This is a genomic window from Pseudomonadota bacterium (assembly GCA_038533575.1).
Classification (GTDB): domain Bacteria; phylum Pseudomonadota; class Alphaproteobacteria; order Rhodobacterales; family Rhodobacteraceae; genus Shimia_B.
Genome location: JBCAYL010000001.1, coordinates 187,414 through 210,427, shown reverse-complemented (window position 1 = coordinate 210,427; position 23,014 = coordinate 187,414). Strand labels below are relative to the sequence as shown.

The 23,014-nt window shown below is 67.9% G+C and carries 25 protein-coding genes, 1 other RNA gene and 1 pseudogene; 7 read left to right on the top strand and 20 right to left on the bottom strand.

Annotated features, from left to right (window positions below; translation table 11 throughout):
• Positions 1 to 24 precede the first annotated feature (24 nt).
• The 4 genes from AAFM92_01160 to mgtE all read right to left on the bottom strand — a co-directional run bounded on the left by AAFM92_01160 (position 25) and on the right by mgtE (position 3,952).
• Entirely contained in the window at positions 25 to 1,011 is a 987-nt protein-coding gene (locus AAFM92_01160) for a DMT family transporter (GenBank protein ID MEL7298966.1), read from the bottom strand.
• Complete coding sequence (locus AAFM92_01155; protein MEL7298965.1) at positions 965 to 1,792, bottom strand: TIGR00282 family metallophosphoesterase; 828 nt, start codon at positions 1,790 to 1,792, stop codon at positions 965 to 967. The genes AAFM92_01160 and AAFM92_01155 overlap by 47 nt, the downstream gene beginning before the upstream one ends.
• Before the next feature lie 235 nt (positions 1,793 to 2,027).
• Entirely contained in the window at positions 2,028 to 2,579 is a 552-nt protein-coding gene (locus AAFM92_01150) for a 5-formyltetrahydrofolate cyclo-ligase (protein MEL7298964.1), read from the bottom strand.
• Complete coding sequence (gene mgtE / locus AAFM92_01145) at positions 2,576 to 3,952, bottom strand: magnesium transporter (GenBank protein ID MEL7298963.1); 1,377 nt, start codon at positions 3,950 to 3,952, stop codon at positions 2,576 to 2,578. The genes AAFM92_01150 and mgtE overlap by 4 nt, the downstream gene beginning before the upstream one ends.
• A gap of 51 nt (positions 3,953 to 4,003) precedes the next feature.
• On the opposite strand from mgtE, the gene guaD reads away from it, so the two are divergent.
• Entirely contained in the window at positions 4,004 to 5,290 is a 1,287-nt protein-coding gene (gene guaD / locus AAFM92_01140; GenBank protein ID MEL7298962.1) for a guanine deaminase, read from the top strand.
• On the opposite strand, the gene AAFM92_01135 is transcribed toward guaD, so the two are convergent.
• The 4 genes from AAFM92_01135 to AAFM92_01120 form a co-directional block, all read right to left on the bottom strand.
• Positions 5,280 to 7,535 (bottom strand): molybdopterin-dependent oxidoreductase, encoded by a 2,256-nt coding sequence (locus tag AAFM92_01135; GenBank protein MEL7298961.1) that lies wholly within the window; start codon positions 7,533 to 7,535, stop codon positions 5,280 to 5,282. The two genes, guaD and AAFM92_01135, sit on opposite strands and share 11 nt — an antisense overlap.
• Positions 7,532 to 8,875, bottom strand: a complete 1,344-nt coding sequence (locus tag AAFM92_01130) for an 8-oxoguanine deaminase (GenBank protein MEL7298960.1) — start codon at positions 8,873 to 8,875, stop codon at positions 7,532 to 7,534. The genes AAFM92_01135 and AAFM92_01130 overlap by 4 nt, the downstream gene beginning before the upstream one ends.
• On the bottom strand, positions 8,865 to 9,659 hold the full coding sequence (gene hisN / locus AAFM92_01125) for a histidinol-phosphatase (GenBank protein ID MEL7298959.1): 795 nt from the start codon (positions 9,657 to 9,659) through the stop codon (positions 8,865 to 8,867). Before hisN ends, AAFM92_01130 begins: the two co-directional genes overlap by 11 nt.
• A gap of 126 nt (positions 9,660 to 9,785) precedes the next feature.
• Positions 9,786 to 10,163, bottom strand: coding sequence for a helix-turn-helix transcriptional regulator (locus AAFM92_01120; protein ID MEL7298958.1), 378 nt, complete (start codon positions 10,161 to 10,163; stop codon positions 9,786 to 9,788).
• Positions 10,164 to 10,459: 296 nt separating this feature from the next.
• On the opposite strand from AAFM92_01120, the gene AAFM92_01115 reads away from it, so the two are divergent.
• Positions 10,460 to 11,422 (top strand): NADPH:quinone oxidoreductase family protein, encoded by a 963-nt coding sequence (locus tag AAFM92_01115; protein ID MEL7298957.1) that lies wholly within the window; start codon positions 10,460 to 10,462, stop codon positions 11,420 to 11,422.
• A gap of 40 nt (positions 11,423 to 11,462) precedes the next feature.
• On the opposite strand, the gene AAFM92_01110 is transcribed toward AAFM92_01115, so the two are convergent.
• The gene (locus AAFM92_01110) at positions 11,463 to 12,317 is read right to left on the bottom strand and encodes a LysR family transcriptional regulator (GenBank protein ID MEL7298956.1); all 855 of its coding nucleotides are present in this window, start codon (positions 12,315 to 12,317) and stop codon (positions 11,463 to 11,465) included.
• Between the two features lie 118 nt (positions 12,318 to 12,435).
• Here AAFM92_01110 and AAFM92_01105 point away from each other — a divergent pair, with 118 nt between their 5' ends.
• On the top strand, positions 12,436 to 12,654 hold the full coding sequence (locus AAFM92_01105) for a DUF1127 domain-containing protein (GenBank protein MEL7298955.1): 219 nt from the start codon (positions 12,436 to 12,438) through the stop codon (positions 12,652 to 12,654).
• Positions 12,655 to 12,767: 113 nt separating this feature from the next.
• Entirely contained in the window at positions 12,768 to 13,565 is a 798-nt protein-coding gene (locus AAFM92_01100) for a Bax inhibitor-1/YccA family protein (GenBank protein MEL7298954.1), read from the top strand.
• A gap of 139 nt (positions 13,566 to 13,704) precedes the next feature.
• Here AAFM92_01100 and AAFM92_01095 read toward each other — a convergent pair whose 3' ends face one another.
• From AAFM92_01095 to AAFM92_01050, 10 genes and pseudogenes are all read right to left on the bottom strand, one after another.
• Complete coding sequence (locus AAFM92_01095; protein MEL7298953.1) at positions 13,705 to 14,202, bottom strand: hypothetical protein; 498 nt, start codon at positions 14,200 to 14,202, stop codon at positions 13,705 to 13,707.
• Positions 14,203 to 14,210: 8 nt separating this feature from the next.
• A complete protein-coding gene (locus AAFM92_01090; GenBank protein ID MEL7298952.1) occupies positions 14,211 to 14,696 on the bottom strand; it encodes a GNAT family N-acetyltransferase in 486 nt (161 codons plus the stop codon).
• Positions 14,689 to 15,144, bottom strand: coding sequence for an HIT family protein (locus tag AAFM92_01085; GenBank protein MEL7298951.1), 456 nt, complete (start codon positions 15,142 to 15,144; stop codon positions 14,689 to 14,691). Before AAFM92_01085 ends, AAFM92_01090 begins: the two co-directional genes overlap by 8 nt.
• Before the next feature lie 72 nt (positions 15,145 to 15,216).
• Complete coding sequence (gene rpmG / locus AAFM92_01080) at positions 15,217 to 15,384, bottom strand: 50S ribosomal protein L33 (GenBank protein ID MEL7298950.1); 168 nt, start codon at positions 15,382 to 15,384, stop codon at positions 15,217 to 15,219.
• 152 nt (positions 15,385 to 15,536) lie between these two features.
• Positions 15,537 to 15,894, bottom strand: an RNA gene (gene rnpB, locus AAFM92_01075) — RNase P RNA component class A.
• A 32-nt stretch (positions 15,895 to 15,926) separates the two neighbouring features.
• Positions 15,927 to 16,394, bottom strand: a pseudogene (locus AAFM92_01070) (N-acetylmuramoyl-L-alanine amidase).
• Positions 16,391 to 17,041, bottom strand: coding sequence for a hypothetical protein (locus AAFM92_01065; protein ID MEL7298949.1), 651 nt, complete (start codon positions 17,039 to 17,041; stop codon positions 16,391 to 16,393). The pseudogene AAFM92_01070 and the gene AAFM92_01065 overlap by 4 nt, the downstream one beginning before the upstream one ends.
• A 106-nt stretch (positions 17,042 to 17,147) precedes the next feature.
• Positions 17,148 to 18,632: an Asp-tRNA(Asn)/Glu-tRNA(Gln) amidotransferase subunit GatA gene (gene gatA / locus AAFM92_01060; GenBank protein ID MEL7298948.1), complete on the bottom strand. Its 1,485-nt coding sequence runs from the start codon at positions 18,630 to 18,632 to the stop codon at positions 17,148 to 17,150.
• Positions 18,629 to 18,916: an Asp-tRNA(Asn)/Glu-tRNA(Gln) amidotransferase subunit GatC gene (gene gatC / locus AAFM92_01055; protein ID MEL7298947.1), complete on the bottom strand. Its 288-nt coding sequence runs from the start codon at positions 18,914 to 18,916 to the stop codon at positions 18,629 to 18,631. Before gatC ends, gatA begins: the two co-directional genes overlap by 4 nt.
• Positions 18,917 to 18,945: 29 nt before the next feature.
• Entirely contained in the window at positions 18,946 to 19,608 is a 663-nt protein-coding gene (locus AAFM92_01050; GenBank protein ID MEL7298946.1) for a ceramidase domain-containing protein, read from the bottom strand.
• A 52-nt stretch (positions 19,609 to 19,660) separates the two neighbouring features.
• Between AAFM92_01050 and AAFM92_01045 the strand changes: the two genes are divergently transcribed.
• The gene (locus AAFM92_01045) at positions 19,661 to 20,347 is read left to right on the top strand and encodes a metal-dependent hydrolase (protein ID MEL7298945.1); all 687 of its coding nucleotides are present in this window, start codon (positions 19,661 to 19,663) and stop codon (positions 20,345 to 20,347) included.
• 219 nt (positions 20,348 to 20,566) lie between these two features.
• Here the strand turns inward: AAFM92_01045 and AAFM92_01040 are convergent, their stop codons facing one another.
• Positions 20,567 to 21,016 (bottom strand): nucleoside deaminase, encoded by a 450-nt coding sequence (locus AAFM92_01040; GenBank protein MEL7298944.1) that lies wholly within the window; start codon positions 21,014 to 21,016, stop codon positions 20,567 to 20,569.
• Between the two features lie 55 nt (positions 21,017 to 21,071).
• Between AAFM92_01040 and AAFM92_01035 the strand changes: the two genes are divergently transcribed.
• Positions 21,072 to 21,851: a pseudouridine synthase gene (locus AAFM92_01035; GenBank protein ID MEL7298943.1), complete on the top strand. Its 780-nt coding sequence runs from the start codon at positions 21,072 to 21,074 to the stop codon at positions 21,849 to 21,851.
• Between the two features lie 171 nt (positions 21,852 to 22,022).
• A complete protein-coding gene (locus tag AAFM92_01030) occupies positions 22,023 to 22,880 on the top strand; it encodes a tellurium resistance protein TerC (protein ID MEL7298942.1) in 858 nt (285 codons plus the stop codon).
• Positions 22,881 to 23,014 lie beyond the last annotated feature (134 nt).

Here is a 23,014-nt window from a genome sequence, read left to right as displayed (position 1 = left end):
TTGTTCTTCGTCGGGGACTGTTGCCTATGGCGCGGGGCTCTGCAACTCCTCGTCGGCCGGGCTCGGCGCCGCAAGGCGCGGACGAGGCTGGACGAGTGCCATGCCGATCAGCATCAGCACGAGCGCCGCCCAAATGTAGGGCGAATAGCTTTCCCCGAGGAGGAGGAGCGCCCAGAACACGCCGAAGCCCGTCACGAGATAGCTCACCTGCACCGCGAAGGTCGGGCCCGCGCGGCCCACGAGCCAGACATAGGTCGCATAGACGCAGGCATGGACGAGGCCCGAGCCCAGCATGGCCGCGTCGGCGGCCGTGTAGGGGCCGAAGGGGTCGATGAACTGGCCGGAGAAGAACGCGAGCGGCGTCGCGATGATGACGCCCAATAGCGAGGCGCCGAAGAGCGCCTGTACCGCGTCGAGCCCGGCGAGGCCCCAGCGCGCGACGAGGTTGCCCTCCCACGCGTAGCAAAGCGGCGCGATGATCGCGAAAAGGACCCATCCCACGAGCCCCGGGGCCGGCAGGCTGGCATCGGGGACGACGATCAGGAGCACGCCCACGAGCCCGAGCGAGAGCCCGGCAAGTCGCACTGGCTGGAACCGCTCCAGCCCAAGAAGCAGCGCCACCGGGAAGGCGAGCATGGGCACGAGCGACAAGAGTACCGACATGAGGCCCGACGGCAGGTGCACCACGGCCTGGTAGGAGGCCGAGTTCGGGATGATCGTGCCAATGAGTGCGATCATCAGGTAGACCCGCAGGGTGCCGCGCGTGATCGGCAATCCCTTGCCGCGGAGGAGCGTAACGAGGCCGAGCACCGCCGCGGTGATCGCCATCTGCCAGAAGATCAGGCCGAAATGCCCGTAGCCCGTGGAGACGGCGATCTTGGCCAGGGGCTGGGTGATACCCCAGCCCGCCCCGAGCAGGACGAGGATGGCCGAGAAGCCGAGGACCTGCGCGCGGGTCACGGTCTCAGGCCGCGACGGGCGAGGGCCCGGCGGCGGCGAGACGGCCGCCATGGCGGACCATCTCCACCCGCGTCGCGTGGCCCGTCCTGTCGTCAGTCTCCACGTAGAGGCCCGCCAGCGTGGCTTCGCCCAGCGCGGGGGTGAAGCGGCCCTTGGGCATGCCTGTGATGAAGCGGCGCAGCGGCTCGGCGGGCTCCATGCCGATGACGGAATTGTAGTCGCCGCACATGCCCGCATCGGTGAGGTAGGCTGTGCCGCCTTCGAGGATCTGTGCGTCCCCGGTGGGGACGTGGGTATGCGTGCCGACAACGAGGCTCGCGCGGCCATCGGCGAAATGCCCGGCGGCCATCTTCTCCGAGGTGGCCTCCGCATGGATGTCGATCAGTGCCGCCTGCACGGCACCGCCGAGCTTGTGCCGCTGGAAGACCGCGTCGAGCGCGCTGAAGGGATCGTCGAAGGGCCGCTTCATGAAAACCTGCCCGAGCGCCTGCGCCACGAGGACCTTGCGCCCCCGTGTCGCCTCGAAGATCGCCACGCCCCGCCCCGGCGCGCCCTTGGCGAAGTTGAGCGGTCGCAAGATCCGCGGCTCGCTCTCGATGAAGCCCAGCATGTCTTTCTGGTCGAAGGCGTGATCGCCGAGGGTCAAGCAATCCGCCCCGGCATCGAGCAGGGCCGCCGCATGGGCCGCGCTCAGCCCGGCGCCTGAAGTGGCATTCTCGGCGTTCACACAGACGAAATCGAGCTTCCAGGCCGCGCGGAGCTTCGGAAGATGCTCCGTGATCGCGGTTCGGCCCGCGCGCCCCATGACGTCACCAAGGAAGAGAATGCGCATGGCGCGGGACCTAGGGCAGCAGGCGGGCAAAGGGAAGGCCGCGAAGGCGGGAGTGGGGGCCAGCCCCCACCCCCCCGAGGTACAGAGCACAAAGAAGCCGAAGCTTCAGCGCAATATCCCGAGCCTAGCGCCCCCTGGCGCGGCGCGGAACACATTTCTGCCTGGCGCGGATGCAATGAGAGGGACGCGGACCTGCCGGCACGGGTCGCGCCGGGGACGGGCCAAGGCCCGGGCGTCACCTCAAGTCGATCACCTCTGCCTCGGTGATGATGAGATCGAGCGGTTGGTCCGTAGGCTCGAGCGGCAGCTCGTGCGCCTCCTGCGCGGCATAGGCAAAGCCTGCGGCCAGCGTGGGCCGCGCGGCGCGCAGGGCCTCCAGCGTCCGGTCATAGAACCCCCCGCCATAGCCCAGCCGCCCGCCGGCGCGCGTGAAGGCCACGAGCGGCACGATGACGATCTCAGGCGCTATGAAGTCAGGCTCTGCCGGGATGCGGGCCTTGAACGGGCCTTCGACCAGCGCCATGCCGGGCTCCCAGCGGGCGAAAGTCAGGGGCTGTCCCGTTCCCGCGATGACCGGGATCGCCACGGGCCCGTGGGCCGCGGCCTCCTCCATGGCCGGGAGGGGGTCGATCTCGGTGTTGATAGGCATGTAGCCCGCGACCGCCACGCCGCGAAAGCCCGCCAGAAAGCTCGAGAGATGCCCGGCGGCGGGCAGCGAACCGTGGGCGGCTTTGCGCCGGGCCAAGGCGGCGCGTCGCGCCTCTGCCTTGGCGTCTGCGAGGGTCACAGCAGGACGGCGGCGGCGAGGCCGAGAAAGGCGAAAAAGCCGACCACATCGGTCACCGTCGTCACGAAGGCGCCCGAGGCGAGCGCGGGGTCGATGCCGAGCTTGTCGAGGATCACGGGGATCGCCGTCCCGGCGAGGCCCGCCACGACGAGGTTGATCACCATGGCCGCGGCAATCACGCCGCCCAAGGCGGGCGAGCCGAACCAGATCACGCCCACAATCCCCATCACGACGGCGAAAATCACGCCGTTCACCAGGCCCACCAGGCATTCGCGCCGGATCACGCGCCAGACATTGGAGCCCGTGAGGTCCTTCGTGGCGATGCTGCGCACGGCCACGGTGAGCGACTGCGTCCCCGCATTGCCGCCCATGGAGGCCACGATGGGCATGAGCACGGCAAGCGCCACGATCTGCGCGATGGCGGCATCGAACTGCGCGATGACGAGGGAGGCGAGGATCGCCGTAATCAGATTGACGAAGAGCCAGGGGAAGCGGCGCTTCGTTGTTTCTACTACGCGGTCGCTGAGCGTGCCCTCGTTGATACCCGCGAGGCGCAGGATGTCCTCCTCGTGCTCCTCGTCGAGGACGATCATGGCATCGTCGATGGTGATCACGCCCACGAGCCGCTCATCGGCATCCACCACGGGCGCGGAGATCAGGTGATACTGGTTGAAGGCATAGGCCACCTCGCCCTCGTCCTGATCGACGGGGATGGTGCGAAAGCTGTCCTCGGTGATTTCCTTGAGCCTGACCTCGCGCTTCGAGCCCAGGAGACGCCCGAGGGTGACATAGGCCGTGGGCCGCATCCGCGGGTCCACGAGGATGACGTGGTAGAATTGCTCCGGCAGGTCGTCGGAGGCCCGCAGGAAATCGATGGCCTCGCCCACGCTCCAATGCTCGGGCGCCATGACGACCTCGCGCTGCATGAGGCGGCCTGCGGATTCCTCGGGGTAGGAGAGCGATTGCTCCACCGCCACACGGTCCGCATCGTCGAGCGCCTCGAGGATCGCCTCTTGCTGGGGCTCTTCGAGATCCTCGAGAATGTCGACGACATCGTCACTGTCGAGGTCGCGCACGGCCTCCGAGAGCACCGCGGCTGGGAGGAACTCGATGATCTCCTCCCGCACACCCTCGGTGATCTCCGAGAGCACCTCGCCATCGACGATGTCGGCGGCGAGTTCCAGAAGCTCGCGGCGCGGCCCGCTGTCCATCTGCTCAAGCAGGTCGGCGATGTCAGCGGGATGGAGCGGCTCGAACAGCACGTCGAGCGCGGCGCGGTCGCGCTCGGCGAGGGCCGCGCGCACCTGCGGCAAGAGGCGATCGTCGAGCTCATAGCCCTCCTGGTCCTCGGTCTCTGCGGCGTTCTCGGCCATGGCCCCTCCGGTGTTGTGCGCGCCCGATGGGAAGGCTACGCACGCTTGGATATGTCGAAACACCTCCTTCTTGGCCAGACCCTGCGCTTTACCGGCAGTCCTTTCGAGGCCCCGTGGGAGGATTTGACCGAGCTTCGGGCAGATGGCGCTGTCCTCGTGGAGGACGGCCGCATCGCGGCGGTGGGCGCGGGCACGGCGCTCCGCGCGGCCCATCCTGACGCACAGGTGGTGGATTACGGCGCGCGCCTGATCCTGCCCGGCTTTGTCGATGCGCACGCGCACTACCCCCAAACGGAGATGATCGCGAGCTGGGGCAAGCGCCTCATCGACTGGCTCAACACCTACACCTTCCCCGAGGAAATGCGCTTCGCCGATCCGGCCCATGCGGCTGACGTGGCGGGACGCTACCTCGATCTGCTGCTGGCCCATGGCACCACGACGGTCTGCACCTATGCCACGACCGCCCCAGCCTCGGTCACGGCGATCTTCGAGGCCGCGGAGGCACGGGGTATGCGCGTGCTCGCGGGCAAGACCTGCATGGACAGGAACGCGCCCGAAGGCCTCGTGGACACCGCCGCGCGGGCCTATGACGAGTCAAAAGCCCTGCTCACCGCTTGGCACGGCCGCGGGCGGGCGGGCTACGTCATCACGCCGCGCTTCGCGCCCACCTCGAGCGAAGCCCAGCTCGAGGCCCTCGGCGCGCTCTGGCGCGAGCATCCCGAATGCCTCATGCAGACCCATATCTCTGAGCAACGCGAGGAAGTGGCCTGGGTCAGGGAGCTCTTTCCGGGCAGCCGCGATTACCTCGACGTCTACGAGCGCCACGGCCTCTTCGGCGCGCGCGCGGTGCTGGGCCACGCGATCCACCTCGAAAGCCGGGAAATCGACCGCATTCGAGAAGCCGGCGCGGGCCTCGTCCATTGCCCCACGTCCAATACCTTCATCGGGTCAGGCCTCTTCGAGATGGGCCTCGCGGAGACGTGCCGCGTGGGCCTTGCCACCGATACCGGGGGCGGTTCCTCCTTTTCGATGCTGCGGACGATGGCGGCCGCCTACGAGATTGCGCAACTCCGCGGGCAGCCGCTCCACCCCGCCCAGCTCCTCTGGCTCGCCACCGAAGGCTCGGCGCGGGTGCTCCACCTGGAGGGCACGATCGGTCGGCTGGCCGTGGGCGCGGAGGCTGATATCTGCGTGCTCGATCTCGCCTCCACCCCGGCCCTCGCCCAACGCCACGACAACGCCGAGGCCGGGTGGGAGGCGATCTTTCCCACGATCATGATGGGCGACGACCGCGCGGTGGCCGATGTCTGGGTGATGGGAGAGCGCGTCAGCCGGTGACGTCTGGCGGCGCGTGGGCGCGCACCGGCGGCGCCTGACCCTCGAACTTCGCCAGCCGGACCCGGCAGGAATGCGCGGCCGTCCCTTGGGTCCAGTCAGAGGTGCGCGTGTCCCGCGTCAGCACGTTCGGATTGCCGTGGATGCAATGGCCCTCCGCGTCGGGATCGTACCACGCGCCGGTGGGGAGGAAGACCGCACCGGGGGCGATGGACTCGGTGAGACGCGCACCGGCAAGGCAGCGCCCGCGCGGGCTCGAGAGTTCCACGACATCGCCGTCTGCCACCCCGCGCACGGCTGCATCCTCCGGGTGGATCAGCACTGCCTCGCGCCCGGCCACCTTTGCCCGCTGGCTGAGCGCGCCCGCATCATGCTGGGAATGGAGCCGAGTGGGCGGCTGGCCGGAGAGGAGCGCCAGCGTGCCCGCCTCGGGCGCCTCCCGCGGTGGTCGGTAGAGCGCATGCCCCGCGCGGCCGAAGCCTGCCACGGCCTCCGAGTAGAGCTCGATCCTGCCAGAGGGCGTGGCGCGGGGATGCGCCTCCGGGTCCGCGCGGAACGCGGCGAGAAAGACGGTCTCGTCCCTCGGATCATCGAGCAGCAGAGGCTCACCGGCGAGAAAGGCCTCCCAGCTCGGCAGCGTCTCGCCATGCTCGGCCGCTGTGGCCTGTGTCAGTGCCCAAAGATGCGCGAGCCAGGCGGCCTCGTCCCGCCCCTCGGTGAAGTCCTCGGCCACGCCGAGCCGCTGGGCCAGCGCGGCGTAGATCGAGAATTCCGTCCGCGCCTCGCCGGGTGGGGCCACGGCCTGTCGCATGGGCACGAGCACGGTGTCCGAGCGCCCTGCCCCGAAATCCGTCCGCTCCTCCGGTGCGGCCACGGGGAGCACGATGTCGGCGTGGCGCGCTGTGGCCGTCCAGCTGATCTCGTTGACGACGACCGTCTCCGGCGCCTGGAAGGCGCGGGCGAGGCGGCGGAGGTCCTGGTGATGATGGAAGGGATTTCCCCCGGCCCACCAGACGAGCCGTGCATGGGGAAAGCGCCGCGCCGCGCCGCCCACCCAGTAGCGCCCGCCGGGATCGAGCAGCATGTCGGCGATCATCGCGACGGGGATCCGCGCCGCGACCTTGTTCTGGCCCTGCGGCAGGGCCGCCGCCCTAAAAGGCCGATCCACGGCGCCCACATGCCCATTGACCGCGTAGGCGAGGCCCAGCCCGCCGCCCGGCGTTCCCATCTGGCCGAGAAAGGCCGCGAGCGTCACCGCCGCCCAGAGTGTATCCTCGCCCCAATCGGCACGCTGCAGCGCGGCCGCGCAGGTGATGAATGTGGTGCCCACCGCCATGCGCCGCGCAAGGCTCCGCAGGGTGTCGACGGGAATGCCGGAGATCGCTGCCGCCCAATCCGCATCCTTTCGGATGCCGTCATCCGTGCCCTCGAGATAGGCGGCCACTTGGGCAGATCCGACCGTGTAGCGCTCGAGGAAGTCCTGCGCGTGGAGCCCCTCCTCCCTGAGCGTCTGCGCCAGCGCGAGCATGATCGCGGCGTCCGTACCCGGCCGTGGCGGGAGCCACTCGGCCTCGAGGTCTTCTGCCATGTCGCTGCGGAGCGGGCTCAGGTTGACGAAGCGCACCCCGCGCCTCCGGCAGGTGCGGAGCGCCTCGGGGATGAGGTGGCGCCCATTGCCCCCGTCGCAGATCTCCATGTTGCGCGCGGCGAGCCCGCCGAAAGAGACGACGAGATCGGCATGGCGCGCGATGACGGGCCAGCGCGTGGCCTCCGCGAGCATCTGCTTGAAGGGACCGCCGAGGATGTGCGGCATCGCCCCCATGGCCGCGCCGTAGCTGTAATTGCCCTCCGAGCCCACGAACCCACCGATGCAATTGAGAAAGCGCTTGAGCTGGCTCTGGGCGTGATGAAAGCGGCCCGCGCTCGCCCAGCCGTAGGAGCCTGCAAAGATGGCCTCGTTGCCATGGTTGGCGCGGATCCGGGTGAGCTCGCCAGCGATGAGATCGAGCGCGCGGTCCCAACTGACCTCCACGAAAGGCCCCTGCCCGCGCGTGCCGCCCCCGTCGAGCCAGCCTTGCCGGACGGCGGGCCGCAGCACCCGTGTGGGACCGTGCAGCGATCCCGCGATGTTGTCATTGAGCGGCGAAGGCTCGGGATCGAGCGGGTGGCCCGTGACAGAAATGATGCGCCCGTTCTCCAACCGGGCCTGCCCGAGACCCCAATGGTTGGAGAGCAGCGCGTCGCTCATCCCATGAGCCTCTCGAGGCTCCGCGCCTGCGCCCTGAGTGCCCGGGAGAGATCAAAGCTCACGATCTCGCCGCACCGGACGATCTCCCTGCCCTCCACGAAGAGCTCCCGCACCCGGCGCGGCCCCGCGAGAAGGAGCGTGGCGACGTCCCAGCTTCCGGCGCTTTCCACGCCGCTCACGTCCCAGATGGCGATATCGGCCCTGTATCCGACGGCGAGCTGACCGATCTCGTCATCGCGGCCCAGCACCTCCGCGCCACCCCGCGTGGCGATCTCCAGCGCCTCCATGGGCCCCATGGCACCCGCCCCGTGCACGAGCCGTTGCAATAGCAGCGTCTGGCGCGCCTCGTCGACGAGCGATCCCGCGTCGTTGGAGGCCGAACCATCGACGCCGAGCCCCACGGGCACGCGCGCATCCCGCATCGCGCGGACCGGCGCGATGCCTGAGGCCAGCCGGCAATTCGAGCAGGGGCAATGGGCCACGCCCGTCCCCGTCCGCGCGAAAAGCGCGATCTCGCCTTCGTCGAGCTTCACACAATGGGCATGCCAGACATCGCGCCCCACCCAGCCGAGCTCTTCGGCATATTGCCCCGGGCGGCAGCCGAACATCTCCAGCGAATAGGCGATGTCCTCGTCGTTCTCGGCGAGGTGCGTGTGGAGCATCACGCCTTTCTCCCGCGCCAAGGCGGCCGCGTCCCGCATGAGCTCGCGGCTCACCGAGAAGGGCGAGCAGGGGGCGACGCCCACCCGGCAGAGCGCGCCGGGCGCCGGGTCGTGAAACGTATCGATGACGCGCTGACAATCCTCGAGAATGGCGGGCTCGTCCTCGACGAGGCTGTCGGGGGGCAGTCCGCCCGCGCTTTCGCCGATGGACATGGACCCGCGCGTGGGATGGAAGCGGAGCCCCACCTCCGCGGCGGCGTGGATGGTGTCGTCGAGCCGCGCGCCGTTGGGATAAAGGTAGAGGTGATCCGAGGAGGTCGTGCAGCCCGAGAGCGCGAGCTCGGCAAGACCTATCTGCGTGGAGGCATGGAAATCCTCGGGCACCATGCGCGCCCAGATGGGGTAGAGCGTCTGGAGCCAGCCGAAGAGGCTTGCGTCCTGCGCGGCGGGCACCGCTCGGGTGAGCGTCTGGTAGAGATGGTGGTGGGTGTTCACGAGGCCCGGCGTGAGAACGCAGCCGCGCGCGTCGGTCACCTCAGCGTCAGGCGCGGAGAGGCCGGGGCCGATCTCGGCGATAATGCCGTCACTGATGCGGATGTCCTCACCCTCGAGGATGCGCCGGTCGCCGTCCATCGTCACGAGGCGCGCGGCCCCGCGGATGATCCGCTCAGCGGGCATTCAGCGCCTCGAGGGCGGCCTTGTGAAGCGTGGCATTGGCCGCGGCAACGGCGCGCCCGCCGCCATGGGCCGGCCTGCCCTCCCAATCCGTGACGATGCCGCCAGCGGCCTCCACGACCGCGATGGGGGCCTGGATGTCGTAGGCATTGAGCCCGGCCTCGATGACGAGATCCGCATGCCCACCGGCCACCAGGGCATAGGCATAGCAATCCATGCCGTAGCGCGTGAGCTTCGCGCGGGACGCCACGCGCTCGAAAGCGGCGCGCTCGTCCGGCGTGCCCACTTCTGGAAAGGTGGTGAAAAGGATCGCGTCCGAGAGCGTTTCTGTGCGGCGCGTCTTGAGCGGGCGCGTGCCACCCTGCGCCGTGAGTTGTGCGTGGCCGAACCCGCCCTCGAAGCACTCGCCGATATAGGGCTGTGCAACGATCCCGTAGAGCGGGCCGCGCGCGTCCGAGATCGCGATGAGCGTGCCCCAGGTGGGCGTGCCGGAGAGGTAGCCACGGGTGCCGTCGATCGGGTCGAGCACCCAAGTCAGCCCGCTCGTGCCGGGGGTCTCGCCCTCTTCCTCACCGAGGATGCCGTCTTCGGGGCGCGCCGCGCGCAGCACCGCGCGGATCGCGGCCTCCGCGGCGCGGTCGCCTTCGGTCACAGGGTCGAAAGCGGAGGCATCCTTGTTGTCAGCGGTGAGGCCCACGGCGCGGAAATGACGGAGCGTCTCCACGGCAGCGGCATCGGCGCAGGCATGGGCCACGCGTCTCAGCTCTGATTTGAGGGCGTCATCCACGCTCCGCTCCCGACTATCTTCTGTCGGGCTACGGAGCGGGGATTGTACGGTCAAGCATCACGTGCCGGGCAGCCACAAATTGCTGCGCGGCACCTGAGGCTCAATACAGTCGCACCGACAGCGCCCTCAGGCGACGTCGGAGAGCACGCGCGCGAGCTCGAAGAGCCGACGGCGCTGATTTTCGGGGATCGCGTAGTAAGAGCGCACGAGCTCCATCGCCTCGCGATCCGCCATCAGATCGTTGGGCGTCCCGCCCTCGGCATGCTCCGCCGCGGCTTCGTCAGCCCCGTCCAAACCCTGGAAGAAAAAGCTCACCGGGACCTCGAGGCGCTCGGCGATATCCCACAGCCGAGATGCGCTCACGCGGTTCATCCCGGTTTCGTACTTCTGGATCTGCTGGAACTTGATCCCCACCGCTTCAGCCAGCTGCTGTTGCGTCATCCCAAGCATCCACCGACGGTGGCGAATGCGTTTACCAACATGCACATCCACAGGATGTTTCATCGTGTACTCCCTAATACCTCGTCACGACACGACAGCGATCACCCCCCGCTTCGTGCGCCACACTTGTAGCACGAGGGCCGAGACGCCGCACAACCTGACGTTTTGTTAGGTTGGGGTCGGTTGAAACGGGGTAAAGCCCGGTTGGACACCGGTATACGGACGTGTTCTGCCTAAATTTTAGGCGCTTTTGTTCAAAACAAGCGGTGACTCGCCCGTCTAATGCATGACCCTCACGTCATTGCCGCGCTTGCATCGCCCGCGAGCGCACGGCTAGGTGCCGCCAGGGAGGGCCCGCGATGCGCGCTTTGGACGTCACCGAATTCAAGATCGCCCCGACACTCGTGGAACGGGAAATGCCCGCGCCCGGGCCTGGGCAGATCCGTCTCCGCGTGGAGGCCTGCGGGCTCAATTTCGCCGATCTGCTGATGATCCGCGGCGAATATCAGGAGACGCCGGAGCCCCCCTTCACGCTGGGCCTCGAGGCCGCGGGCGTGATCGACGCGGTGAGCGGCGACGTCGCGGGGCTCGAGCCCGGGCAGCGCGTGGCCGTTTTCGGGAATTTCGGCGGGCTTGCAGAATATCTGGTGGCCCCGGCGGAGGCCTGCCTGCCCCTGCCTGAGGCCATGACAGCGGCGCAGGCCGCGGCCTTCCAGATCGCCTATGGCACCTCGCACCTCGCGCTGACCCACCGGGCGGCGCTCCAACCGGGCGAAAGGCTCGTGGTGCTCGGGGCCGCCGGGGGCGTGGGGCTCACGGCCGTCGAGATCGGCGCGGTCCTCGGGGCGGAGGTCATCGCCGTCGCCCGTGGCGCGGACAAGCTCGCCGTGGCCAAAGCCGCCGGAGCGCATCACCTCATCGATGCCGAAGACCCCGAGCTTGCCGCGAAGCTGCGCGGCCACGGGGCCGATATCGTCTATGACCCCGTGGGCGGCGACCTCGCGCAGGCCGCCCTTCGCGCCTGCCGCAGGGGGGCGCGCTACCTCGTCATCGGCTTCGCCTCCGGCACTGTGCCGGAGGTCAAGCTCAACCATCTTCTCGTCAAGAACATCGCCGTGCACGGCTTTTACTGGGGCGGCTACGCGTCCTTTGACCCCGCCCCGATGCGCGCCTCCCTCGCCGCTCTCATGGAGCTTTTCGCGGAAGGCCGTGTCACGCCCCATATCGGGCTGTCCGTCCCGCTTGCAGAGGCGCCTCAGGCGCTGGAGGCACTCCGCCGCCGGGAGGTGACAGGCAAGGCCGTGGTGACGATGACCCAGTGACAGGTCCCCTGGCGCCATGGCCCTGTAATCGAGCCCCGCCTTAGCCGCGCTTGTAAGCCTCCGCGATCATGGCCGTGAGCGCCGCGAGGGGCTCGGCCCCCTTCGAGGCCTGCCGGTAGAGATTGACCTTGTGCGTCGACAGCTCCGGCAGCGCGCCCTGGTGGGCGATGCGCTCGAAATGCGCGGGTTCTGAGCCGTCAAGCATGGCGTGGACGGCGAGATCCGCGCTTACCGATGCCTCGATGGTCCGCGTACTGTCGGACGACACCGCCATCTCCCAGGAGATGCTCGCGCTGTCGAGCGCGCGCTGCGCGTCGCGGCGGAAGATGCAGGTATGCTCGAAGGCCAGCCGCAGGGGCCGGGCCTTCCACGCCGCCCCGCCGGGCGCCCCCACCCAGACGAGGGATGCCTCGCGCAGCGTCATACCCCCGCGGTCGAGCCCGCTTTCGGTCGTCAGAATCAGGTCGCACTCGCCGCGGGAGAATTGCGCCTTGAGCCCTTCGGTGAAGGAGGAGATGAGCTGCACCTTCATGCGCGGAAACTCCGCCGCGAAGCGCTGCAGGATCTGGGGAATGTGCGGGTAGACAATGTCATGGGGCACGCCCAGCGTGATTTCTCCCTCGTAAGCATCCGTCACGAGCCGTCCCAGTGCTTCGTCGTTGAGCGCCAGCATACGGCGTGCATAGCCGAGGAGCTGCTCGCCGGCGGCGGTGAGCGCGATGCGCCGCGAGGTCCGGTCCATGAGCCCCACATTCAAGGCCTCCTCCAGGCGCTTGAGCTGCATGGAGACGGCGGACTGCGTGAGGTTGAGGGCGCCAGACGCGCGGGTCACCCCGCCGAGATCGGCGACGGCAACGAAGGATCGAAGGGCGGTGAGATCGAGATTGCGCGGCATATCACTCTCCTTGATGCATCAGCCAACTATCATTCATTTTTCCTATGCATCAATCGGGGCCATAGTATCAAGCATCTTCATACGACCCCACGCATTGATCACCTAGGAGGATCGAACAATGACCTTTTTCACCGACCACGCGACCCGCACACTCCCCCGGCGCGCCACGCAATCCCGCTTCGGGCAGTTCCTGCACCTGCTCACCGTCGCCCGCACGCGCCAGGCGCTCGGCAGCCTCGATGCCGATGCCCTTGAAGACATCGGATTGACGCGCGAACAGGCACAATCCGAAGCAAATCGCTCTTTTTGGGACGTCCCGGCGCATTGGCGCTGCTGAGCGGCCCCTGCGGCGCTCAAACGCTTGAAATGCTGGGTCAGGCTGCCAATATTCTGACGAGAAGCAAGCGCCCCGAAAAGGGGCTCTCTCAGGGAACCTTTTTGGAGGACTAAATGGCAGAGTATCAGACCATCCGGACGTCGACCGGCGCCCGCTCGGCTGAGATCGACGCAGGGCTCCGCGCCCACATGAACAAGGTCTACGGCACGATGTCCGTGGGCATGCTGATCACGGCACTCGTGGCATGGGCGATTTCCGGCCTCGCGACGACGACGGATCCGGCCAGCGCCACCGTGCAGCTGCAAAACGGCACGCTGCTCACGGCGCTCGGCTCCGCGATCTATCTGAGCCCGCTGCGCTGGGTGATCATGTTTGCCCCGCTCGCCGTGCTCTTTCTCGGTATGGGCACGGTCATGCGCCGCGCTTCCGCGTCCGGCGCACAGCTCTTCTTCTTCGTGTTCGCCACGCTCATCGGCCTGTCGCTGAGCTCGATCTTCATCGTCTACACGGCGTTCTCGATCACGCAGACCTTCCTCGTGACGGCCATCGCCTTCGCGGGTCTCAGCCTCTACGGCTACACGACGAAGAAAGACCTCAGCGGTTGGGGCACGTTCCTCATGATGGGCCTCATTGGCCTCATCGTGGCGATGATCCTCAACATCGTGCTGGGGGCGTTCTTCGGCATATCGTCGCCGGCGTTCATGTTCGCGATCTCCGCGATCGGCGTGCTGATCTTCGCGGGCCTCACCGCCTACGACACGCAGAACATCAAGAGCGAGTACGTGGCGCATGCGCAGTACGGTGACCAGGAATGGCTGGACAAGTCTGCCATCCACGGCGCGCTGAGCATGTACCTGAACTTCCTCAACATGTTCCAGTTCCTGCTCTTCTTCCTGGGCAACCAGGAATAAGCAGCCGAGACCGGCAACGAAAAGAAGGCCGCCCTCCGGGGCGGCCTTTTTCATTTTTGAATGCCGCCTCCTGACGCGCGCGCCAATCGCCGGGGATGGTGGGCGGGGCGATGCGCAAGCGAGCGCCGTCCCGCCATGCTCAGCGCAGGCTCGCCAGCCAGGCCTCCGTCTCCGCCACGCCGCGCAAGCGCACCTTGGCCCCGGTGAAGGCCGCGAACTCCCGTGCCATGCGAGCCCGCCCGGAGCGCCACGTCCGCAAGATGAACCAGATGAAAGCCACCGTCTCGGCGTTGAACTGCTCCGGGCATCCCTCCGGCAGATCGGGCCTTGTGCGTCCCCGGTAGCGCCAAGAGCGCGCGAGCACACGCCAGAGCCGAAGCCAGAGCCCCACGTCGATCCAGACGAGCATGTCCGCCCGCGCGAGCCGCGAGGGCCACGTCGTCGAAAGCCCGCCCTCGATGATCCAGGCGTCCTCTTCCTCGCGGGCGCGCGCCATGGGGATCTTCTCGGCCATGGGCCGCGGCACCCAGCCCGTCTGCCAGTGAATGTGATCGAGATGCACGACCGGCAGCCCGGTGCGCGCGCCGAGCGCCCGTGCGAGCGTGGATTTGCCGGCGCCGGGCTGCCCGATGATCATCACCCGCCTCACAGCGCGCGCTGCATCCGCATGGCCGGGAAATCGATGGCCCCTTGCAGTTGGACGACCATGGGCTCCACCTGCTCGAAGCCAACCGCCTCGTAGAACGGCACCGCAGTGAGCGTGGCCCAGCATTCCAACGCGCGCAGCCCCGCGCCACGCGCCTCCGCGAAGGTATGCGCCATGAGAGCGCGCCCGATCCCGCGCCGCAGGTGCCGGTCGTCGGTGACGACATGGCGAATGTCTCCCCAGCGCGCGCGCCGCCGATTTACGGTGAAGCCCCCTGCCCCGAGGACGGTGCCGTCTTCTTCGGCCAGGTAGTATGTGCCCGAGGCCATCAGCGAAGGGCGCGCCCGGGTCATCGCCGGGATCGCGGCCACGAGCACCGAGGGCGGGTAATCGGCCTTCAGGAGCCGGGGATAAGAGCGCTGGAGAAGCGCGTCGACGGCGGCCGTATCTGCCGGCGTGGCCGGGCGGATCAGGAGCTCAGACATCGGCCCCGGGCCTGAACGCGGGGTCTGACGCGGAGCGCGCGGCAAGGGCCAGCCGCAGCTGTGCTGCGACCTTCGCCTGCTCGGCAGGAGAGACATATCGCGCTGCGCCCGTGCCATACCGGGCCGAGGTGATGTCGTCGCTGGCATGGAGCGGGAGGACATGGGCATGGACATGCGCCGCCTCGTTGCCGGTGAACACGAACCCCACCCGCTCGACGTTGTAGAGCGCCTTCTGCACGCGCGCGATACGCTGACCCAGCAGCACCATCTCCGTCGCCAGCGGCGCGGGGAGGCAATCGAAGGTCTCGTAGTGCGCGCGGGTGACGATCTGGACATGGCCCTCGCGGATCGGGCGGTGATCCGCGAACAAGGCGAGGGTCTCCGTCTCCCAGGCGCGGCATGTATCCCGCTCCGAGGCGGCGATCTCACAAAAGGGGCAGCTGTCCATAACGGGGGATCCCTTAAAACGAAAAAAGCCGCGCTTCGAAGCGCGGCTCTTTCAGGGTCGTCCAAGTCAGGCTTACTTGATCTTGCCTTCCTTGTACTCGACATGCTTGCGCGCGACGGGGTCGTACTTCTTGATCACCATCTTCTCGGTCATCGTACGTGCGTTTTTCTTCGTCACATAGAAGTGGCCCGTGCCCGCGGTGCTGTTGAGCCGGATCTTGATCGTGGTGGGCTTTGCCATCGTGTCGTCTCCTCGTCAGGCCCTTTGAGCCTGGTGCAATCTGAGTGCTGCCTTCTATCCGCCCGAGCGGCCAAGTCAACAGCGAAGCGCCACGCCGTTTCTAAACGGCTCAAGCTCCTTCCAAGGGGCTTTGACGCCCTATGAAGGGCGTTTGGCGCGGGTGGCCTATAAGCCGGATTCTGTCCACCGCGCTCGCGCGCGGATAGATGGCCATTCCTCTGGGATGCCTGTTGCCAGACACCTCTAGCTGCCTACCCGGATCCCAGGCCGAGGCGGCCGGCGGGATCCCTATTCGGCATTGCTCCCGGTGGGGCTTGCCATGCCCGCGCTGTTGCCAGCCCGGCGGTGGGCTCTTACCCCACCGTTTCACCCTGACCCGGCATGCCGGGCGGTCTGATTTCTGTGGCGCTTTCCCTGGGGTCTCCCCCGCCGGGCGTTACCCGGCACCGTCGCCTCGTGGAGTCCGGACTTTCCTAGAGGCGCATGCCCCTCGGCCATCCAGCCACCCGCGCGCCCCGCGCTTAAGCGGGCCGGCGCGCCCGTGCAAGGCCCAGCGCCGCGAGCCGGGCCCAGTCGAAATGCGCGCCGGGATCGATCTTGCGGCCCGGCGCCATGTCCGAATGCCCGATCACGCCGTCCGCCGTGATGCCCCAGCGCGCCATGATCCCGGGCAAAAGCGCCTCGAGCGTCGCCATCAGCGGCGCGGCATAGGGCGCGTGACCGTCATTGACCATCTCGATCCCGATGGAGCGGGAATTGATGTCCTCCTGTCCCTGCCAGCTGCCCGCGCCTGCATGCCAAGCGCGCATCTCCTCGTCCACGAGCTGCCAGAGCGTCCCGTCCTCGCCGATCACGTAGTGCGCCGAGACCTCATGCGCGGGGTCGCACAGCCGCTCGAGCGCTGCGCTCGCGGGCGTCATGGCGGTGTAGTGGAGGACGATCAGGTGCGGCGTGAGCCCGTCCCGGCGCGGCCCGAAATTGGGCGACGGGTGCCAGAGGGGCGCGCTCAGTTGCCCACCACGCGGAAGGGCGCGGGATCCCAGGCGCAGGCGAAGCCGTCGCCATCGGGATCGAGGTTGCGCCGGTCGCGTTCGGGGCCGCCGGCAGCGAGGAAGGTCTGCTGCGCGATGTCGGCGCTGGGGAATTCGGCGCAGTTGCGCAAGTGCCGATTGCGATTGGAGAGCCCCGAGCGGCGGTAGAGCGATTGCCCCACGCTATTCGTCGTTCGCAGCGCGTATTCCACGATATTGGGCCCCGCGCCCGTGCGCGACGGCAGTGCCGTGGGCGCCACGACCTCGAAGGCCGCGCGGTTGGCCGCGATGCGCGCGGCGTCGCTCTCAATCGTTTCTCGTTCCGAGACGGCATCGAAATTCTGCTCGTCAGAGATGCCGGTGGGCGCGCGGTCCGTGGCCTCTGGCGCGGTCGCGGCCGCCGCGGCGGTCCCATTGAGAGCGGGGTCATTTGCCGTAGGCGGCGGCGGCGAAGGCACATTCGTCACCCCGTCTTGGCTGATCGAGCGGCGCAGCGCGGCGTCGCGCGCCGCCTGGGCGGCGAGAAACTCGTCAGGACTGCCGAAGCCCACGCCCGAGCCCGAATCAGGGACGGTTGGGGCACAGGCCGCCAGGGCCAGGAAACCGATGATCACTGCTCCACGCATGGGACCTCTCGCGCTTTGATGCGTCATACAGGCTCGCGGCGGGCCATGCCAGTGCGGCGGGCCATGCCAGCGCGACGGGCCGTCCAAGCGCCGACCACGGCCGCCCCTACCACCACCGCGCAGGCGTGGCGGAAAAGCCCGCCGCCCTCTCGAGCGCGAAGGCCGTGTTGAGCAGATCGCCCTCTTCCCAAGGCCGCCCGATGAGCTGAAGCCCCAGCGGCAGACCCGCGCCATCGAGCCCCGCGGGGACGGAGATGCCCGGCAGGCCCGCGAGGTTCACCGTCACGGTGAAGACATCGTTGAGATACATCTCCACCGGATCGTCGAATGTCTTCCCGAGCTCGAAGGCCGCCGATGGCGTGGCCGGTGTCAGGATCGCGTCCACGCCTGCGGCGAAGACATCGTCGAAATCCTTCTTGATCAGCGCCCGCACCTTCCGCGCGCGGTTGTAGTAGGCGTCGTAGAACCCGGCGGAGAGCACGTAGGTCCCCACCATGACGCGGCGCTGGACCTCTGCGCCGAAACCCTCGGCGCGTGTTTTCTCGTACATCTCGGTGATGCCGTCGCCCTGGTCGAGCTTGGCGCGATGGCCAAAGCGCACCCCGTCGTAGCGCGCGAGATTGGAGGAGGCCTCCGCTGGCGCGATCACGTAATAGGCCGGCAGCGCGTATTTCGTGTGCGGCAGGGAAATGTCGCGGATCACGGCGCCCGCATCCTCGAGCATCGCGCGGCCCTCGGCCCAGAGCGCCTCGATCTCGGCGGGCATGCCCTCCATGCGGTATTCCTTGGGGATGCCGATGACCTTGCCCTTGATGTCGCCGGTGAGCGCCGCTTCGAAATTCGGCACGGGCAGATCGGCAGAGGTCGAATCCTTTTCATCGTGGCCCGCCATCGCGCCCAGCATGATCGCGCAATCGCGCACGGAGCGCGCCATGGGCCCCGCCTGGTCGAGGGAGGAGGCAAAGGCCACGATCCCCCAGCGCGACACGCGGCCATAGGTGGGCTTAAGCCCCGTGATGCCGGTGAAAGCCGCGGGCTGGCGGATCGAGCCGCCGGTATCTGTGCCAGTGGCACCGAGGCAGAGCCCGCCTGCCACCGCCGCCGCCGAGCCGCCGGAGGAGCCGCCGGGCGTGAGCGCGGCATCCGAGTTTCCCGCGCGCCAGGGGTTGACGGCGTTGCCGTAGACGGAGGTCTCGTTCGAGCTGCCCATGGCGAATTCGTCCATGTTGAGCTTTCCCAGCATGACCGCGCCCGCGTCAAAGAGCTTGGACGTGACCGTGCTTTCGTATTCGGGCCTGAAGCCTTCGAGGATCCTGGAGGCCGCCTGGGAAGGAACACCCTTCGTGCAAAAGAGATCCTTGATCCCGAGCGGAATGCCGCACATGGCGGGCGCATCGCCCGCCGCGATGCGTGCATCCGCCGCCGCGGCCTGGGCCCGCGCGATCTCGGGCGTGTGGTGCACGAAGGCGCCGAGCGCGCCCGCGGCCTCCGCCTCCCCGAGACAGGCCTCCGTGAGTTCCGCCGAGGTCACCTCGCCCGCGCGCAGCGCATCCCGCGCCGCCGCGATCGTCATCTTCGAAAGATCGCTCATTCCACCACCTTGGGCACGGCAAAAAAGCCCTCGCGCGCGTCAGGCGCGTTCTTCAGCACCGCCTCGGCCTGGCTGCCATCGGTCACCACATCCGCGCGGCGCTTGAGGCGCATGGGCGTGACAGAGACCATGGGCTCCACTCCGTCCACGTCCACCTCCGAGAGCTGCTCGATGAAGCCGAGGATCGCGCTGAATTCATCCGCCAGCGCGGGCAGACGCTCCTCTTCCACGCGGATCCGCGCGAGCTTGGCGACCTTGGCCGCGGTGTCGGTATCGATGGCCATCACGTCCTCCGAAAGGGTCGATCCGCGTCCTAGCGGGCAGGCGCGGGATTGCCAACCATGTGGCGCCGATAAACCTCGATCATCCAGCCCAGCATGAGCCCGTTGAGAAGATGCCAGAGGAAATGCGAGCCGAGCGGAAAGTCGTCGCAGATGATCTCGTCCACCGACCGCACCGAGATCGAGACCGACAGGAGAAGCGCGCCGAGGATCATCCCCCGCGCGGTCTGAAAGTTCTCCCGCGCCACGAGCGGGGCGAATAGCAGAAGGAGGATCGGCACCGTCCAGTAGAAGTTCGAGATCGCGAAGAAGGGCAGCCGCTCGATGAGCGGCACGACGAGCGCCGCGAAGGGCACAAAGGCTGCCGTGAGCAGGAGCGCTGCCCACCGGGGCCAATGCAGGTAGTGGAGCCCCACCGCGAAAAGGTAGAGCAGGATGAAAAGCCCGATGGGCACCACGTCCGCCGTCACCGCCCAGACCGTGGCGTGGGTGTGAAAGAGGTAGGAGCCCACGCCGATCGCCGCGAGGATCGCGATGAGGAGATAGGCGATGGGAAGGCCCGTGCCCTGCACCCGCCGGTACATGATGAAAGCCGCCACGAGAAAGGCCGCATTCGTCAGTGCGTTCACCGGCTCGGCCCAATAGGTGAAGTCCACCCGCTCGCAGTAGCCGTCGATCTGCTCCATCCAGTTCATTGCCGCAGGACCTCCCCGTGGTAGCGTTGCGCTGCAAGATAGGGAGGTCGACATGAAACTCACATGGCTGGGCCACGCCTCGTGGCGGCTCGAGATCGCGGGGGAGGTGATCCTCATCGATCCCTGGCTCGAGGGGAACCCGATGATGGAGGGTCAGGATGCCGCCGCCGCCACGGCGGGCGCCACGCATATTCTCGCCACCCACGGCCATTTCGACCATGTGAGCGGCCTCGCGGACGTGAGTGCCGCCACGGGCGCGCCGGTCTCGGGCATGGTCGAGCTCGTCAAGCATCTCGCCGCGGCCGGCGCCGTCGAAGGCCACGCCTATAACAAGGGCGGCACCATCGCAGTGGGCGACGTGCGCGTCGCCATGGTGCCCGCCTCCCACTCCTCGACAATCGGGGAGAAGGGCTTCTACGCGGGAGACCCCACGGGCTTCATGGTCACCGGCGAGGGCAGGACACTCTACTTTTCCGGAGACACGACGATCATGGCCGACATGGCCTGGATGGGCGATTTCTACAAACCCGAGATCGGCATCCTCTGCGCGGGCGGCTACTACACGATGGGCATGGAAGAGGCCGCCTACGCGGCAAAGACTTATTTCTCGTTCAAGACGGTGATCCCGCAGCACTACCGCACCTTCCCCGCCCTCGCCCAATCCGCGGCCCCGCTCGAGGCCGCGCTCCCAGGCGTCGATGTGCGGGAACCCGAAGTGATGGTCCCGCTCGACCTCTGAGGGCGGCCACATCCCTGCTTCCCCTGCGCCCGACAGGCAGGGCGAAGCGCCTTGGGCGGCAGGGGCCCTCCGGGGGAGGTACGAGGCACAAAGAAGCCGAGACCACGCGCCGCCGCGCGCGCCCCACATGCCCCGGGTGCCGTTGACGACTTTCTTTCGCTGCCCGGTTTCTTTGTGCCCCGTACCTCGGGGCTGTGGGGGCTGGCCCCCACGCCATGCCTATCGGCGCGCGCCGAAAAACGCCCTGAGCAGTGCTGCGGCCTCGGCCGCCAGGATGCCGTCGTAGATCTCCGGCACGTGATGCGCCTGGGGATGCGAGAAGACCCGCGGCCCCCGCTCGACCCCGCCCGATTTCGGATCCGATGCCCCGTAATGGAGCCGCGCGATCCGTGCCGCGGAGATGGCCGCGGCGCACATCGGGCAGGGCTCGAGCGTCACGTGGAGCTCCGCCCCCGGTAGCCGCTCGGCGCCCAGCGCCGCGCAGGCGGCGCGGATGGCATCGATCTCGGCATGGGCCGTCGGGTCCCGGCGCTCGCGCATCCGGTTGCGCGCCTCCGCAAGGACCGCGCCGTCCGGGCCGACAAGCACAGCGCCGACGGGCACCTCGCCCGCCTCCGCGGCGGCGCGCGCGAGCTCCAGCGCGCGGCGCATATGGGGAAAGCGTTCCATCCCTTCGCATCGCATCGCCCTTGGCGCGGGGCAAGGGGTGCGCTAGGCCCGCGCCATGGCAGAGACGGCAAAACCCGGCGACAGGATCGCCAAGGTGCTCGCCCGTGCGGGCGTGGCCTCGCGCCGGGGCGCGGAGGAGATGATCGCGCGGGGCCGCGTGGCGGTGAACGGCGAGGTCCTGACCTCGCCCGCGCGCAACGTGACCGCCGCCGACAAGATCACCGTGGATGGCCAGCCCATCAAGGAGGCCGAGCCCGCGCGGCTCTGGCTCTATCACAAGCCCCCGGGCCTCGTGACGACCGAGCGCGACGAGAAGGGCCGCGACACGGTCTTTGCCAACCTGCCCGCGCATCTGCCCCGGGTGATGAGCGTGGGCCGCCTCGATCTCAATTCCGAGGGGCTGCTGCTTCTGACGAACGACGGCGAGCTTAAGCGCAAGCTCGAGCTGCCTGCCACGGGCTGGCTGCGCCGCTACCGCGTCCGCGTGAATGGCAGCCCCAAGGACGAGACCCTGGAGCCGCTGCGCATGGGCCTCGCGGTGGACGGTGAGCGCTTCCAGCCCATGCAGGTCACACTCGACCGCCAGCAGGGCGCCAATGCCTGGCTCACCATCGCGCTGCGCGAGGGCAAGAACCGCGAGATCCGCCGAGCCGCCGAGGCGATCGGCCTCACCGTGAACCGCCTGATCCGGGTGAGCTACGGGCCCTTTCAGCTGCGCGAGCTGAAGGCGGGCGAGGTGGAGGAGGTGCGTCAGCGCGTCCTCGCCGACCAGATGGGATGGTCCACGAAGCCCAAGCTTCAGCCGCGCCGCCGCAGACAAGGCCCGCGCGGCTAGGCACCGCGTCCCACGGCTGTCGGACGCGCGCCCGGGACCTGATCCGTGGCCTGATCCGGGGCCTCCTCTCTTTGCTCCAAGCACCGCCATAGTGGCACAACCCGAGGGCTATCTTTGCCCCGCTCCCGGCCCTAAGCATTGGAGAACAGACCTTTTCACGGATGCATTCCCATGGCCGAGCTCCTGACCTTCGAAAACCTGGGTAACCTGCTGATGCTCTGCTTCCTGCAGGCGGTGCTCGGGTTCGACAATCTCCTCTACATCTCGATCGAGTCCCAGCGCGCGCCGCTGGCCCAGCAGAAGACCGTGCGCTTCTGGGGCATCATCATCGCGGTGGCGCTGCGCGTGGTGCTCCTCTTCGCCATGGTCCAGCTGCTTGACGCGCTGGCCGCGCCCTTCTTCGTCTTCGACTGGGAGGGCGTCATCGAAGGCGGTGTGAATTTCGCCACCATCGTCTTCCTCTTCGGCGGCGTCTTCATCATGTACACGGCCGTCAAGGAGATCACGCATCTGCTGACGATCGAGCACCTCCACACCGACGTCGAAGGCAAATCGTCGAAATCCGCGGCGCAGGTCATCACCCTCATCGTACTGATGAACCTGATCTTTTCCTTCGATTCGGTCCTGTCGGCCATCGCGATCACGGATGTCTTCATCGTGCTGGCCACGGCGATCCTCTTGTCGGGGCTCGCCATGCTGCTCCTCGCTGACGGGGTGACAGCCTTCATCGAGAAAAACCGCGCCTACGAGGTGCTTGGGCTCTTTATCCTGCTCATCGTGGGCGTGGTGCTCATCGGCGAGGCCGGCGTCGCCGCCGCCCATGCGGCCGAATCCGCCGTGAGCGCCGACGTGGCCAGCCACACGACCCATGACAACGACCTCGCGCTCCGCGTCTTCGGCTTTGCCATCGTGCCCATGTCAAAGACGACGTTCTACTTCGCGGTGATCGTGCTTTTCGCCGTGGAGATCATCCAGTCGCGCTACCGCAGGAAGCTCTCCGCCGAACGGGCGGCGACGCAAAATGGATGAGGAGAACTGGTAGTTCACGGCCGTCATACCTATGGTAAAGTGCATGGAGACGAGTGAGGGGCAATGTCCGGTAAAGCGCTGCAAAACCTGAGCTGGCTGCTCCTCATCGTGCTGATCCTCACCGTGTCGATCAC

Excerpts from the sequence above, each read along its gene's own strand:
- AAFM92_01160 (MEL7298966.1), bottom strand. The coding sequence starts at position 1,011 with ATGGCGGCCGTCTCGCCGCCGCCGGGCCCTCGCCCGTCGCGGCCTGAG.
- AAFM92_01155 (MEL7298965.1), bottom strand. The coding sequence starts at position 1,792 with ATGCGCATTCTCTTCCTTGGTGACGTCATGGGGCGCGCGGGCCGAACC.
- mgtE (MEL7298963.1), bottom strand. The coding sequence starts at position 3,952 with ATGGCCGAGAACGCCGCAGAGACCGAGGACCAGGAGGGCTATGAGCTC.
- guaD (MEL7298962.1), top strand. The coding sequence starts at position 4,004 with ATGTCGAAACACCTCCTTCTTGGCCAGACCCTGCGCTTTACCGGCAGT.
- AAFM92_01135 (MEL7298961.1), bottom strand. The coding sequence starts at position 7,535 with ATGAGCGACGCGCTGCTCTCCAACCATTGGGGTCTCGGGCAGGCCCGG.
- AAFM92_01130 (MEL7298960.1), bottom strand. The coding sequence starts at position 8,875 with ATGCCCGCTGAGCGGATCATCCGCGGGGCCGCGCGCCTCGTGACGATG.
- AAFM92_01120 (MEL7298958.1), bottom strand. The coding sequence starts at position 10,163 with ATGAAACATCCTGTGGATGTGCATGTTGGTAAACGCATTCGCCACCGT.
- AAFM92_01115 (MEL7298957.1), top strand. The coding sequence starts at position 10,460 with ATGCGCGCTTTGGACGTCACCGAATTCAAGATCGCCCCGACACTCGTG.
- AAFM92_01110 (MEL7298956.1), bottom strand. The coding sequence starts at position 12,317 with ATGCCGCGCAATCTCGATCTCACCGCCCTTCGATCCTTCGTTGCCGTC.
- AAFM92_01105 (MEL7298955.1), top strand. The coding sequence starts at position 12,436 with ATGACCTTTTTCACCGACCACGCGACCCGCACACTCCCCCGGCGCGCC.
- AAFM92_01100 (MEL7298954.1), top strand. The coding sequence starts at position 12,768 with ATGGCAGAGTATCAGACCATCCGGACGTCGACCGGCGCCCGCTCGGCT.
- AAFM92_01095 (MEL7298953.1), bottom strand. The coding sequence starts at position 14,202 with ATGATCATCGGGCAGCCCGGCGCCGGCAAATCCACGCTCGCACGGGCG.
- AAFM92_01090 (MEL7298952.1), bottom strand. The coding sequence starts at position 14,696 with ATGTCTGAGCTCCTGATCCGCCCGGCCACGCCGGCAGATACGGCCGCC.
- AAFM92_01085 (MEL7298951.1), bottom strand. The coding sequence starts at position 15,144 with ATGGACAGCTGCCCCTTTTGTGAGATCGCCGCCTCGGAGCGGGATACA.
- rpmG (MEL7298950.1), bottom strand. The coding sequence starts at position 15,384 with ATGGCAAAGCCCACCACGATCAAGATCCGGCTCAACAGCACCGCGGGC.
- AAFM92_01065 (MEL7298949.1), bottom strand. The coding sequence starts at position 17,041 with ATGCGTGGAGCAGTGATCATCGGTTTCCTGGCCCTGGCGGCCTGTGCC.
- gatA (MEL7298948.1), bottom strand. The coding sequence starts at position 18,632 with ATGAGCGATCTTTCGAAGATGACGATCGCGGCGGCGCGGGATGCGCTG.
- gatC (MEL7298947.1), bottom strand. The coding sequence starts at position 18,916 with ATGGCCATCGATACCGACACCGCGGCCAAGGTCGCCAAGCTCGCGCGG.
- AAFM92_01050 (MEL7298946.1), bottom strand. The coding sequence starts at position 19,608 with ATGAACTGGATGGAGCAGATCGACGGCTACTGCGAGCGGGTGGACTTC.
- AAFM92_01045 (MEL7298945.1), top strand. The coding sequence starts at position 19,661 with ATGAAACTCACATGGCTGGGCCACGCCTCGTGGCGGCTCGAGATCGCG.
- AAFM92_01040 (MEL7298944.1), bottom strand. The coding sequence starts at position 21,016 with ATGGAACGCTTTCCCCATATGCGCCGCGCGCTGGAGCTCGCGCGCGCC.
- AAFM92_01035 (MEL7298943.1), top strand. The coding sequence starts at position 21,072 with ATGGCAGAGACGGCAAAACCCGGCGACAGGATCGCCAAGGTGCTCGCC.
- AAFM92_01030 (MEL7298942.1), top strand. The coding sequence starts at position 22,023 with ATGGCCGAGCTCCTGACCTTCGAAAACCTGGGTAACCTGCTGATGCTC.